We start from the raw sequence: 14,195 nt of genomic DNA on the forward strand, positions 1-14,195 counted from the left end.
TTATACTTGAGTATGTTGATCATGTTTTGTCAACCGGTACAAATTCACATGCAAGATTTAACGCCGATGCAAGCGGCCTATTGGGTCGGTCGCGAAGTGGGCGGACCACTCGGAAAAGTTACACCGCATCTTTACCTCGAATTTGAGGGACAGACGCTGGACACGGAAAAACTGGCCGTGGCAGTCGATAGGCTTTGCCAGCGTCACCCCATGCTCAGTCTCAGGATTGATGCGGAGGGACGCCAGTCCACCGATCCCTTTACCCGCTCGCTTCGCCTCGATGTGGAGGACATGACCGCGCTCGATTCGCAGGCGCTGATGCGCCGGCTCGAAGCAAAGCGTGAGCAATGGGGCCACCGTCGTGCCGATCTTCGCGTGGCGGCGCCAGCGGCAATCTCGCTCAGCCTGTTGCCGGAGGGACGTTGCCGCTTGCATGTCGACACGGATATGCTTGCCATCGATCCCGCTAGCACGCGCATCGTTATGGAGGACCTCGCCCGGTTCTACGAGATGGCGGACGAGGAATTTTCCGGAGAGGCACCTGTGTCCTTCTTCGACTGGGCCGGGCGTCTGGCATCCGATCGTGCTTTAAGGGAGCGACAACACAGGGATCGCCTGTGGTGGCGGCAAAGGCTTATCGGTATGCCCGATGCACCTCCGCTGCCGTTTCTGCCCGACGATCCGTCACGCTCAGTCCGTACAGATCGGCTCTCTGCAATGCTTTCAGCCGCCGAACTGCGCAAGCTGGAACAGGCCGCACGGCGGTGCTCGGTGACCACATCGACACTTTTGCTCGGCGTTTTCGCGATCACCTTGTCGCAAGCGACGCGGGCGAACAATTTCCGTCTATCCGTGCCGTCCTTCTGGCGTGAGCCGCTGGTGGAAGGCGTCGACGATATCGTCGGTGAGTTTTCCAACGTGCTGATGCTGAGCGTGGATATCCACCCTGAAGACCGGATCGAAACGCTCCTTTGCCGGCTGTTCGAACAAATGGCCGAACTGCTGGCCCATCAATCCTATCCGGGCGTCAGCGTTATGCGCGATCTTTCCCGCCAGCGCGGCAGCATGCAAAACTCGCCGGTGGTCTTTACCGCCGGGGTCGATCTGCCTGGAGGCGATCTTTTTTCTGAGCGTGTTCGACAGCTCTTCGGTCCGATGATCCACACCGTTTCGCAAGGGCCGGGCGTGGCGCTGGATGCACAGGCGACAGCGGTGGATGGTGGGTTGCTGATCAACTGGGATGTGCGGCTCGATGCGCTGCCGGAACATTGGCTGGCATCGCTCTTCGAAACCTATACGGGCCTTTTGCGTCGGCTGGCAGAGAAGCCGGATCTCGTCTGCGAGAGCGTCCAGCGCTTGCATGGCGCACAGCCGGAAACAGTATCGAATCCAGAAAGTAAACGCATGGAACGCCCTCTCGAACCGCTGCAACAGGCCTATCTGCTCGGTCGTGGCACGCATTTGCCGCTCTCCGGCGTGGCGATGCAGGAGTTCCGTGAATATCGCGGCCGCATCAGTCCTTCCCTCCTGCAAGCTCGTCTCGCCGAGATGGTAGGACGCCATGAAAGCCTGCGAACGCGCATCGATGAGCGGCGTCTGGTGCAGACGGTTCACGATGAAACACAGGTCAATCTCGCTGTGGTCGATCTCTCAGGCCTTGCTCCTGCCAATGCAGAAGAGCGTCTGGACGCGGCGAGGGAGGAATTCTCCCACGCGCATTTCGACCTTTCTTTCTCCCCATGGCAGGTTACGGTTTTTCTCCTGCCGGATAGCGGCGCGAACGCCGATACTATCGTCGTATTCTTGCGTTTCGATGCGCTGATACTCGATGGTCGCGCCATTGCCAGTCTCGCGGCAGAGCTTTTCGATGGCGTTGTGCCCCTCGAAACCCCCGTCGTCGCCGGACCGTCGAAGCAGGATTTGGCGGCGCTGCGTCCGAAAGATGCGGCCTATTGGGCGGAGAAGCTGAAACAGGCCCAGGTGCCATCGCAACTTCCGTGGAAAGCGCCCCTCGAAACCATATCCACTTCCCGCTACAGACGCCGAAGTTTAACGGTTGAGAAACAGCGTTTTTCCGCATTCTCGCGGATCGGCGCAAAGCAACGGCTGTTCAAGAATTCGGCCCTGATGGCCGTCGTTCTCGATGTGCTCTCGCTCTGGCTAAACGAGGGCGCTCTGGTCGTCGGGGTTCCCGTCGCGCCGCAGGTGGAGGGCGCGTTCGCCAACCGGTCGAGCTTCATCGCCGTCCAATGGGATGCCAGTAAGGGCGAATTTGCGCAGCGCGCATCCGAATTGCAGGTGGATGTGCTGGAAGGGCTGGATCACCTTGCCTTTTCCGGTGTCGATCTCAACCGCGTGTTGCTCAACGCCAATCCCGGAGGGCTTGCCTTGCCCATCGTCATCACCAACGGGCTGAGCTGGCCGGCGCTGTCGCCGCAATCGACCATGCGTTGGACGGATGGGCTGACTCAGACGCCGCAGGTGGCGATGGATGTTCGCTTCTCGCACAACCCCCATGGCGATCTCGTACTCGATATCGATTATGCCGAAGAGGCCATCGATGCCGGCATGGTGTCCGACATCCTCGCCGCCATCGATCGCGCTATGGCCCGGATTACGGAAAGCGGTGATTTCTCAGTCAACGCACGGGACGTTGTCGATCTGGCCCATTACCGGTTGAACGGCGACGAAAGGACTGTCGTCTGCCCGCCGTTTTTAGAGCGGATCGCCGGACATCTGTTTGATGGAGATCCGGATCGACCGGCGCTCATCAGCGGCAAACGCCATATCCCCTATGGTGAACTCGGCGATATGGTGGCGGGTGCCATGGCTGGCCTGAAAGCACGCAACATCGGCCGTGGCGATGTCGTGGCAATCTGCCTGCCGCGGAGTGTCGAGCATACGGCGATCACGCTGGCCGCTGCGCTGACGGGCGCCATCTGGGTTCCGATCGATGCCGCTTCGCCGGAAGATCGCCTGCGTTACCTTTTAACCAATTGCCGTCCCGCCATCATCATCTCCAGCACTGTGCCGCAGGGTTTCGCAAGCGTCGATCCCGCAGATATTTTCTCCGCTTCCGCGGGTACCCATGCGTCTATGGAGGATGTGGCTGCGCTGTCGCGCAGCGAGGAGCCAGCCTATTATCTTTATACCTCTGGCACCACGGGCAAACCGAAATGTGTCGTGCTCTCCAATCGAGCGACAGCCAATGTCATCGGCAGCACGCTTGACGAATGGGCGGCGACGGAAAAGGACGTGTTCATCTCGGTCACTCCGCTGCACCATGATATGTCAGTCTTCGATGTGTTCGGCGCGCTGGCCGCCGGCGCGACGCTGGTTCTGCCGGAGCCGGGCGAGGAAAAGGATGCCGTTCGCTGGAACGAACTGGTGGCGGAACATAAGGTGACGCTCTGGTGCTCGGTGCCCGCCATCCTCGAAATGCTGCTCTCCTGCCGCCGGGGCGATCAACTCGCCTCGCTGAGGCTCGTCGCCCAGGGAGGAGATTACATCAAGCCGGTAATCATCGACGAACTACGCCGCATGAATCCCGCGATGCGGCTGGTTTCACTTGGCGGCCCGACGGAGACGACGATCTGGAGCATCTGGCACGAGATTGCCACTGAGGATGTCGCGGCCATACCCTATGGCCATCCGCTGCCGGGCAATCGCTATTTTATCCTGAATGATCGCGGCGATCATTGCCCGGTCGGCGTCGTCGGGCGCATCCATACGGTCGGCGTCAACGTCGCGCTCGGCTATCTGGAAGAGGGCGCCATCACTCAGACCGATTTCGTCACCATCAAGGATGATCACGGCCATTCCATCCGCGCCTTCCGCACCGGGGACCGGGGCCGCTATAGGCCAGATGGCAAGATCATGTTTGCTAGCCGAGTGAATGGTTACGTCAAGGTACGTGGCGTTCGTGTGTCGATGCCGGATGTGGAGAACGAATTGATCCGCCATCCCGCCATCCAGCGGGTGCTGGTGGTGGATCATGGTGTGGAGCAGAAGGGCGAGGCGGCCATCGGGGTGCTTTACGTCACGGCACCCGGCCTCGAACTCTCCAGCGCGGATCTGCGCAGTTTCGCCCGCAGCCATTTGCCGGAGTCGCACGTGCCGGGCCGGTTCCTCAAGGTCGAAGACCTGCCGCTCTCGGCCAATGGCAAGCCGGATCGCCGCCGCGCCCGTGAGCTGTTGATGACAGCGGGGCTCGGCGCGGAGCCGGTGACGAAGATCGCAGCACCCCGCCCTGCCGCAAATGATCGAGGCGACAGGCGGATACTCGATATCTATCTTGGCGTACTCGGCAAGAAACCGGTGAATGTGGATGCCAATAGCGACCTCATCGCGCTTGGTCTTCTGCCCTCCCATCTCAAAACCGTCTCGGCGGAAATCCGCACGGCCTTCGGCGTGGAGCTGACCGCGCAGCAGCTCTTGCGGTGCCGCAATGCCAGTCAGGTTGCATCGCTGCTGGCTGCGAAGGCGGCGTAAGCCAAATCCGGTCGGCCAGGCCCGATCACAGGAACAGTGCAAGGAAAGAAAAATGGCGCAAATGAATACCGCCGATGGCTGGCTTCCGCTGACCCAGCCCCAACTCGATTTCTGGGAAGAGTTTTCCTTCCATCCCGACGAGCCGGTCTCCACCGTCGCTCATTACATCGATCTTTCCGGTGCCGTGAACGAAACTGCGCTCATTGCGGCGATCACGCGCACCGTGCGCGAATCCGACGTTCTGTCGATCCGCTTTCGCCTCGGCGAGGATGGCGAGACGCCGCAGCAATGCTGCGATCCCGCTCATGCGCCGCAGGTGATGCTTGTCGATCTTTCCGCCGAGCCCTCACCCTTCGATGAAGCGCTGCGCCGAATGAACGCCGACGTGGAAGCCAGACTCGATCTTCGCGCCGACCGGCTCTCCGCCCAGGTGCTCTACCGCATCGCGGATGATCGCTATCTCTGGTACATCCGCGCCCATCATATCGTTGTGGATGGATATGGTCTGACACTGGTCGAGCAGCGCTGCGGCCAGCTTTACGGGCATTATTGCGGTACCGGCGAGCCGGGGCCGGACTTCCATTCCTTCGCCAGCTTCCTCGCTGAAGAGGAGTCCTACAGAAACAGCCGCCGTTTCGAGAAGGACCGCGATTTCTGGACTGCCTATCTTTCCGGCTCCGCCGATCTACCGGTTCTCGACAAGGATTGCGAGGACTATGGTGGCGGTGACCTACATGGGGATGCTGCCCTGCCGGCGGGCTTCAGTGCGCGACTGCAGCAGATGGCCGTCCGGCTGGAGATCGGCTGGCCGGATCTTCTTGTTCTGCTCTGTGGCCTTTATCTTCACCGCGTTCTCCCACGCCCGGATCGGGAGGTGTTGACTGTCTGGCTGCCATTCATGAGCCGCTGGGGCAGTGTGGGGGCGCATATGCCGGCCATGCTGGTCAACATTCTGCCTTTCCATCTTGCCATTGCGCGGGGGGAGAGTGTCGGCGCCTTTCTGGCGCGCAATGCAGCCGATCTTCGTCGGCAGCGCCTGCATGGCCGCTACCGCATCGAACAGATCGCCGCCGACCGGCAAATTCCGAAGGGCCGGCGGTTTTTCTTTTCGCCGCTCATCAATGTGCTGCCGTTCAGCGCGCCGGTCTTTGCCGGGCTCGATGTCACGCGGCATATTCTTGCCAATGGCCCGGGCGACGGCTTCAATCTCACCTTCCGCGGCGAGGATGACGGGAGCGACCTGAACCTTCACATCGATGCTGACTCTGCTTTGACAGAGGCAGACGATTTCGCCCGCTATTGCGAGGAACTGCCACAGTTTATCGACGCCATGCTGCGCGAAGAAGCTATGATCCTTGCCGCGCAGGAAGCGTCCTCGACCGCCCGGCAAGCGGTCCGGTAAAATCGACACGAGGCCAGCTTCGAAGCTTCGCTGATCAACGAAACCCGGCTTCACATGATCAAGCCGGGTTTTTCATAATGCCGATCGTTTCAGGTGAGCGTCGTCAGCAGACGACCCGAGGCACCGGGTTCGGCGAAACGGTTGAAGATGTCGCTGGTCGTGCTGCGCAAACGTTCTACGTCGTCGGGGCCGTATCGGTCGGAGCGGTAGCTCATCAGCACGCGGATCGACCTTTCGCCACCGATTGTTTCCTCCATGACCTCGAATTGCAGACCCAGCATGGATTCGTGCTTGTCGGGATCGATCTGGCGGAACTCCACCGGCTTGCCGTCCGGTGTCATCAGCGTGCCGTTCAGCTTGTTCTTGGCGTGGATCTGAATGAAGACCTCGAAGAGATGGTCACGACCGGGTGTCATGCCCAGCGCCTCCTCAACAAGATCGATGGGGATTTCGCTGTGGTCCAGCGAGGTATTGATGGTGTTCTTCACCGTCGAAATCAGCGCGCCGACCGTCATGTTGTCCTCAAACCGCACACGATGGGCGACGACTGTGGTGAAATAGCCGATCGTATCGAAGTAGCGGCTATCGGTACGGCCCGATGCCGAGGTGCCGATGACGAGGTCGTTCAGGCCGCCGAGATGACGAAGCGATGCGGCAATTGCGGCATAGACCACGTTGAACAGCGAGGCGCTGTTCTGCTTTGCTATAGCGTACAGCCCGTCGCTGACATGCTTTTCCAGCTTGAGCTCGATCCAGCCGCCCGCTGGCGCTTCGTCATGCGAAGACTCATCCGGCACGCCGCCCTTGCCACCGATGCTGAGGCTCTTAGGAGCATCGCGCAGCATGTCGGTCCAATAGGAAAGATGGTCGGTGTTAAGGCCGGAGGCCACCTGTTTTCTGGCGAACTCATGGAAAGGCTGCGGTTCGGTCGCAAAGACGGGAGCCCTGCCTGCGGCCCTGGCCTTGTAGGCCTCTGTCAGCTCATCCATCATCAGGTTCACCGACCATTCGTCCAGCACGATATGGTGGAAGAGGAAGGAGAGCACTTGCCTGCCCGTCTGTGGGTTCCTGAGGAAGCGCAGCCGCATTGGCAGTTCGCTGGAGAGATCGAAGCGCCAGCCGGCCTCCGCATGCCGATCCACGCCCTCACTCTCCTCGCTGGTCCAGAACCATTTGTAATCCGGCAGATCATGCATCGGCACGATCCTCTGGATAACGGTATCACCCTCAACGCAAAACTGCGTTCGCAAGCCGGGATGGCGCTCGATGATGTCGAGGAAGGCGCATTGGAAGGCGTGCTCATCCACGGGGTCGAGAAAATCGAGCGCAAAGGGGATGTTGAAGATGTCGCCAAAGCCAAAGGCGGCGTAAGCCTTCCATAGCGACATCTGCGCAAGCGACAGCGGTGCGGTCAGTGAACCACTTGCTGTCGGTTCTCCCAGCGCCGGTGCTTTTGCATCGAGGCGTGTTGCCTGTTTGGCAAGCGAAGCGGCGGTCGGGTAGCTGAAGAGATCGTTGAAACGCAGTTCGATGCCGTGATTGGCGAGGAGGCGACCGATGATGCGCGTCGCGATCAGGGAATGGCCGCCGAAATCGAAGAAGTCATCCTCCGGCTGCATATCAGGAGAGGCAAGTGCTTCGCGAAATTCTGCTAGTATGATCGCGGCGGTGTCGTCTTCGCTCCCACCAGCGGCTTGCAAGATTGGCAGTGCCGCCGCATCCCTCTCGCGTTGGGCGAAACCGGCAAAATCCGCTGCGCCTTCGAGTTGACTGACGAAACGCTCCAGCAAGAAGGCCGTTGCATGCGGCGACATTTCCTTCCCACCCGTCAGTTCGAGGCGGATATCGCCTGCCACTGTTGGGCCAACGGCAAGCGTGAGGCCAAGACCGGATTGCAGCGAGGGCAGATGCAGGGGCTCGAATTGCAATCCGTGCTCCGGTACCGGCTCGCCGGGAGGTGCCAGTGGATGCAATGTCAGAGTAGCGATGGCATCTTGATCGTCGCTTCGTCCTTCCAGCCCCGCCAAGACGGCGTTTTCCGCCTGCTCCTGCGACTGGCCGCGAATGATCGATACCCGCGACCCAGCTTCTACCGATAATCCTGCGGCGGCAAAGGGTTGGATACGGAGCGTTACAATGTTGAGGCCACCATCGGCGGCGAGATAAAGGGCGAAGCGCGCACCCAGACGTGCCAGAAGCGCATTCGGCGTGGTCGGGCTTTCAAGGTCGAGAAGGCTCGCGGGAAGGTCAACGCCATGACTGTGGCTTGTCGGTCTGCCGAGCTTGTTCTGCCGCAGTGCCACCACCGTCGCACCGGAGGATGGCGGATGCAGCCAGATCAGCGGAACCGGATCGATGCCGCCGTGCTCGACCTTGCGGCGGGCAAGCGGCTGCAGCGTCTGCCGCGCATAGGCAGCAGTGATGCCGTCCAGCAGAATATCCGGCGAGAGGACTTCGCAAAGCAGGGCGTGAACAAGAACGCCAAGCAGGATGTCGCCTTCGCTCAGAAGCACGACGGCCTGAAACGGTGGATCGATCTCGGCATCGAAAGGCCGCGCCTGGAGATCGTGCAACAGGGTCAGCGCCTCGCCCTTGGAAGGAACATGCAGAAGTTGCACGAGAGACGGGGAGTGGGGTTCGATACTCTTGGTCAGAACGCCTTCCTCACCGAAGTTGAAACGGGCCCGCAGTTCAGGCCAGCTCTCGCACAGCGTGTTGAGAGCTTGCGTCAGGCGCAGCAGATCGCATTCCTCGCCGATGCGATAGGTAAGAAGATGCCGGAAGACCTGATCGGGATCCTGAAACTGCTCGAACCAGACACGTTCCTCATAGGGGCTCGGCGGGGCCGAGTTTTCCGTTTCGTGGCCTGCCTCAATGCGGCGTGAGAGCATCCGACTCGAGTCTGCTGCCATGGTCCTCTCCTTGATAATGCGGGTATCGCGCTCCAGCGCGAAAGATTGTCGCTCGCGGGCTCAATGCTCCGTGAGCGAGCGTTCGATCAAAGCCTGCCATGCGGCAAGCGTCGGTTGCCGGGCAAGCTCGTCATAATCGAGCCGCCGCCCGGCGATGCGGGATATTGGTGGGATGAGACGCATCAGCATCAGTGAATGAAGCCCGTGGCCGAACAGATTGTCACCCGGCTCGATGCCGCCAGCCTCATCGCCCAGAACGTTTTCGAGAATGGCCTTGAGCTCTGTCATCGTTCTTGTCGCTCCGCAGCGGAGGCCGCGTCACTCATCGAAATGATCGTGAACGCCGCTGGCGCCCCGGCGCCAGTAACCCGAGGCGCGTGTCCATTTGGGATTTGCGCCGCGCTCATCGATCAGAAGGGTACGCAGTGTCTTGGCGACCTTGGATTCGCAGGCGACCCAGCTGAAGAAATCACCCTGCGGCAGGTCAAGTCTGCTGAGTGCATCCACCAACGCATCATGATCCGGTCGGTCGCCCGCCGTCTTCGTGACCCAGATGATCGACGCATCCGCCGTGGTAACAAGGTCCTGCCGGTCGGCGTCGCTCTCTACCTCGATCAGCGCCACAACGCGGCTTCCCGCTGGCATTTCCTCAAGCCGCCGCGCGAGCGCGGGAAGGCCGGTATCGTCGGCGATCAGCAGATGCCAGTCGAAGGTAAACGGCACGGTGAAGGAGCCGCGCGGCCCGGCTATCCAGGCCTTGTCGCCCGCCTTGGCAAACCTCGCCCAGTTGCTGGCGGGGCCATCGTGGTGGATGGCGAAGTCTATGGCGAGTTCGCCCTTCTCGACGTCGAAGCTTCGCGGCGTATAGTCACGCGCCAGCGGGCGCGGCGCGCCTTCAGGAAACTCGATGCCATTCGGGCCGATCACCGGCAGGCTCGGTTCGGTTTCGCCGGGCCGGGCAAAGAACATTTTGACATGGTCGTCAAAGCCGAGGCTGGTGAAGCCTTCCAGTTCCGCTCCTGTCAGGATGATGCGCACCATGGAGGGGCTGAGTTTTTCCACCCGCGAGACGGTCAGCGCCCTCAGCTTCACCGTGTGACGATGTCGTTTGGGTGTGCGGTCCGGAACTTCGGGATCGATCGTTTCTAATATGCTCATTCTATTGTCTTCCCTGGGATGTTGCCGATGGGCTGGCGGTCTTGCAGCCCCGGATCGGCTGGCCAAAGAACCGCTTCCCTTCTGCCTCGTAAGGGCGCTCTCAGGCGTCGTTGCATAAGATTGGCCAACCATAACAGGCGGTTCCGGCGCCTGCAATATAACTTTCTTCAAAAACTCAAGTTATAGTCGGGTGCTGGTTTATCGGCTTTTCGCCCAGCTTTCCACCTCGTCCAGCGTGTGCAGCGCGCTTGGAATGGAAGGCGTGGTCACTTTGGTGGAATCGAGAAAAACAATCCTGCCCTCGCGTGCAGGCTTTACGAAACGCTCCCAGCCGGGAATGATCTTTTCCAATGCAGCTCGGGTTCCGGCCTCGCCGCGGATAGGGCTGGTATAGCTGTTCATCACCACCAGCAGATCGGGATTGAGCTTGCCGAAAGCCTCGGGGCTGAGCGGCATCATCAGGGTGGACCCCATGGCGCCTGACGCGGCGGCGGCCTTGATCTTCAGCCGCTTGTAACCGAGATCCTCCAGCGCCTGCACCGCGCCGGACATATCCCCCACCGCATTGATCTGGTCGGTCAGCAGAATGGCCAGATAGGTCTTGTCCTTCGCCTTGTCTCCCAGTGTTTGCTTGACCGCCGCAAGTTTCGTTTCATAGACCTCGCGCCGTTCAGCGAAGACATCGCTTCTGCCGACCAGATCGGCTAGGTCCTTCTCCACGCTGAAGCCATAGGCTTTGCCGGCACTTGCCTTTTGCAGATAGACCGGCGCGACGGTGGACAGCTGCGAGGCCTTGCCGTTGTCCATTTCTGTGGCGACGATCAGGTCCGGTTGCAGCGCCCGCAATTTTTCGAGGTCGATCTGGCCGACAGCGCCGAAGCCTTTCGGTTTCGTGTGGCCTTCACCAAGAACCGTATCGACGAAATCGACGGCGGTGGCGAATGTTCCATCGCTGTTGCGGCCATAGGCGCCGACTACATGGGCCCCGAGATCCATCAGCGGTACGCCGAGCAGCGGCTCATGCATGACGACGATGCGTTGCGGATTGTCGGGTATGGAAACGCTGCGACCGGCGGCGTCGGTGACGGTGCGCTCGGCGGCAACGGTGGTGCCTGCAGCTAGAAGGGCGGCGATGAGGATTGCTGTTCGCATGGCATTCTCTTTGATGGTTTTAATGGCTGTTGGTTCTGCGCAACGACTGGAGGCGCAGCGTCAGGATGAAAAGCGGCACGCCGATCAGCGTCAGCGCGAGGCCGATCGGCATCGGCGTGTCGGCCAATAGCCCGCGGGACAGCGTATCGGCGGTCACCACCAGGATGCCGCCGGTGAGTGCCGAAAGGAGAAGCTTGGCGCGGCCGACGGCGGGTGAAATGAAGCTGGCAAGATGCGGGGCAATGACGCCGAGAAAGGTCAGTGGACCCACGGCCGTCACCGAGGAGGCGCTGAGAAGGACGGCGAAGACGATGACGAGCGGGCGCGAATGCTGGACGGTTTCTCCCAGCGCCATGGCCATCTCGTTGCCGAGGTCGAAGACCGCAAGTGCTCGGCCCAGCAGGAAAAAGCCGACGAGGCTCATGGCGAAAAGCGGGGCGAAGACGAATATGGTCTGCCAGTTCGCCTGAAACAGCGAACCGGCCATCCAGTCCGCCAATGACAGGGAGGTTTCCGCCGGCGTGTAAAGCAGAAGCACGGACGAGACGGAGGAAAGCGCGGATTCGATGGCAATCCCCATCAGGAGGATGGCAAGCCCGCTTGAACGGTCACGCCCGACGAGCGCGATCAGCAGAAAGGCTACCGCCAGTCCGCCTCCGACCGCCGCAAGCGCAACCATTATTTTCGGTGCGGCAGGCATCAACACCAGAAGCAGCATGATCGTCGTCATCGAGCCCTGGCTCAAGCCGAAGAGACCTGGATCGGCCAGTGGATTGCGGGCGACGGATTGCAGCATCGCCCCTGCCAGCGCCACGCTCCAGCCGGCCATGAAGCCAAGCAGGATACGCGGCAATCGCACCGTCCATAACGCATAGGCCTGATCGTCAGCGATTTGCCCGCCCATAAAGCTGCGCAGCAGATCCATAAGCCCCGTGTCCGTATTGCCGAGACTGACCGAGAGGGCCGCAAGCACCAGCGCCAGCAAGAGCAGTGCGAGGCCTGCTTTCAGGTTGCCGATATTGATCTGGAGACCGCTATGCAGTCTCAGCACCGCTTTGCCATCGGTCGCGACGTCCCGTTTCATGCGAGACCCCGTGTCGAGGGCGAGAGATAGAAGCGCTTGACGATGACGATGAAGACGAGGCCGCCGAGCAAATCCATGAAGAGCCCGGTATTGACGACATAGGGTGCAAACAGGGTTTGCGCGCCAAGATCGGCCAGCACGCAGAGCCCCGCGCCGACAAGGGCGGAGGCAGGAAGCGCGAGGGTGAAATGAACACCCAGCAGCGGCCGGATCATATGCGGCACGATGAGCCCGACGAAACCAATCGGACCGCAGATCGCAACTGCAGAACCGGACGCAAGCATGGCAGCGAAAAGCGCGATGCGCGATACCAGCGTCACGTTCACACCGGCGGAGGTGGCTTTTTCCGCGCCTAACAGGACGAGCGTCAGCGGTCGGGCGAGTGCCAACAGGATCACAAGCGCGATTCCCCCGATCCACCAGAAATCGAACAGGCGCTCGGCATAGACATGGTTGATGTTGCCGCCTACCCAACTCAGGAATTCGGCGCGGCGTGTGGGGTTAGAAAGGAGCAGGGCATTGGTCATGCCGATGAGCAGCATGGAGACAAGTGCACCGGAAAGAATGAGTGACAGGCCCCGCGGGTCGTTTGCCCGTCCGGCAAGCCGCGCAACGAGTAAACAGGCGGCAAAACCGAAACCAGCACCGGCGAGCGCGGCAAGGCCCTGCAATTCGGCAGAGAGGTCGAAAACCAGCACCCCGGCAATGACGAACAGCGTCGCTCCGGCATTCAGCCCAAGGGTGGAGGGAGAAGCAAGCGGATTACGTACGACGCCCTGAAGAACGCAGCCGCTGACGGCTGTCGTCGCCCCGACATAGATGGCGATCAGCAGCCGCGGCACATGCTGGTAGAGAAGCACCGACTGCTCATAGCTGTCTGCCTCGCCACGCCCAAGCGTCGCCACGATCTCGGCAAACCTCATGCCGCCGGACATCACCACGAGGCTGAGGGCGAGGATGGCGGCCAGCAGCACTGCGGCGGCAAAAATCGGCATCACCTTCGACCTCATGCGGAAATCGCCTGTTCCTGCCGCTCGAGCCGGGGCACGCAGATGAGCCGCCCCTGACGGGAGAAAATATCGGCCTGAAGATCGAAGACGTCGGAGACATTGGCGGGCGTGATGGTCGCGGCCACCGGTCCGGATGCCAGAACGCGGCCTGCCTTCAGCATGATGACGTCATCGGCGAAGGTGGAGGCGAGGTTGAGATCGTGCAGCACGACGATCACGGTCTTGCCGTGCCTGTCCGTCAATTCGCGCACCAGTCCAAGAACGGCGTATTGATATTTCATGTCGAGATGGTTGACCGGCTCGTCCATCAAGATCACATCCGTATCCTGCGCCAGCACCATGGCGATGAAAGCGCGCTGGCGCTGGCCGCCGGAAAGCGTGTTGACCTGCGCACGTGCCTTGTCTTCCAGCCCGACGGTTTTCAGCGCCTCGGCAAACAGAACACGGTCGCGCTCGGTGGGTCCGCTCGCGAGACCGTAGCGCGCATATCCGGCAAGTTCGATCAGTTCTCCGAGCGTCATATAGTCTGGGCAGTGGCACTCCTGCGGCAGATAGGCGATACGCCGTGCCAGATGCCGGCGTCCGATCTCGCGGATCGAGCGACCCTCTAGCGTGATTGTACCGGATGACAAAGGCAGGAAACCCATGATGGTTTTCAACAGGGTGGACTTGCCGCAACCATTGGGTCCGACCAACGCCGTAACATGGCCGTTGCGAAAGCGGGCGGAGAGCCCGCGCAGGACGGAAACATGTCCGTAGCTGGCATGAAGGTCCATGGCGTCAAGCACCGGATACAACTCCTGTTACGCATGCGCCCATGCCTCGAGTTTTCGCATGGGTGGTATAACTACCTGAATTTCCTTCACGAACCTGCCGAAACAAAGCGGACTCGGTGATGGGGTCTTGATGCGACACTAAACTATAGTAAAACTCTCCACAAATCGAAATTTGCCAAACCAGCACGCAGGCTCTGTTCCGTCTGCGTC

General features: G+C 60.7%; 9 protein-coding genes. 2 read left to right on the plus strand and 7 right to left on the minus strand.

Annotation, left to right across the window (positions count from 1 at the left end):
• Positions 1-48: 48 nt before the first annotated feature.
• Together QE408_RS06095 and QE408_RS06100 are read left to right on the plus strand one after the other, a co-directional pair.
• A complete protein-coding gene (locus tag QE408_RS06095; protein WP_306929388.1) occupies positions 49-4,491 on the plus strand; it encodes an amino acid adenylation domain-containing protein in 4,443 nt (1,480 codons plus the stop codon).
• A gap of 52 nt (positions 4,492-4,543) precedes the next feature.
• Entirely contained in the window at positions 4,544-5,893 is a 1,350-nt protein-coding gene (locus QE408_RS06100; RefSeq protein WP_306929390.1) for a condensation domain-containing protein, read from the plus strand.
• Positions 5,894-5,982: 89 nt separating this feature from the next.
• Here the strand turns inward: QE408_RS06100 and QE408_RS06105 are convergent, their stop codons facing one another.
• From QE408_RS06105 to QE408_RS06135, 7 genes are all read right to left on the minus strand, one after another.
• Entirely contained in the window at positions 5,983-8,805 is a 2,823-nt protein-coding gene (locus tag QE408_RS06105) for a condensation domain-containing protein (protein WP_306929391.1), read from the minus strand.
• Between the two features lie 60 nt (positions 8,806-8,865).
• The gene (locus QE408_RS06110; RefSeq protein WP_306929393.1) at positions 8,866-9,093 is read right to left on the minus strand and encodes a phosphopantetheine-binding protein; all 228 of its coding nucleotides are present in this window, start codon (positions 9,091-9,093) and stop codon (positions 8,866-8,868) included.
• Positions 9,094-9,123: 30 nt separating this feature from the next.
• Positions 9,124-9,963: a siderophore-interacting protein gene (locus QE408_RS06115; RefSeq protein ID WP_306929394.1), complete on the minus strand. Its 840-nt coding sequence runs from the start codon at positions 9,961-9,963 to the stop codon at positions 9,124-9,126.
• Between the two features lie 198 nt (positions 9,964-10,161).
• Entirely contained in the window at positions 10,162-11,115 is a 954-nt protein-coding gene (locus tag QE408_RS06120; protein WP_306929396.1) for an ABC transporter substrate-binding protein, read from the minus strand.
• Between the two features lie 19 nt (positions 11,116-11,134).
• Positions 11,135-12,199: a FecCD family ABC transporter permease gene (locus tag QE408_RS06125; RefSeq protein ID WP_306929397.1), complete on the minus strand. Its 1,065-nt coding sequence runs from the start codon at positions 12,197-12,199 to the stop codon at positions 11,135-11,137.
• Entirely contained in the window at positions 12,196-13,209 is a 1,014-nt protein-coding gene (locus tag QE408_RS06130) for a FecCD family ABC transporter permease (RefSeq protein ID WP_306929398.1), read from the minus strand. The genes QE408_RS06125 and QE408_RS06130 overlap by 4 nt, the downstream gene beginning before the upstream one ends.
• On the minus strand, positions 13,206-14,006 hold the full coding sequence (locus QE408_RS06135; RefSeq protein WP_306929399.1) for an ABC transporter ATP-binding protein: 801 nt from the start codon (positions 14,004-14,006) through the stop codon (positions 13,206-13,208). The genes QE408_RS06130 and QE408_RS06135 overlap by 4 nt, the downstream gene beginning before the upstream one ends.
• Positions 14,007-14,195: the final 189 nt, after the last annotated feature.

It is taken from the genome of Agrobacterium larrymoorei (assembly GCF_030819275.1).
Classification (GTDB): Bacteria; Pseudomonadota; Alphaproteobacteria; order Rhizobiales; family Rhizobiaceae; genus Agrobacterium; species Agrobacterium larrymoorei_B.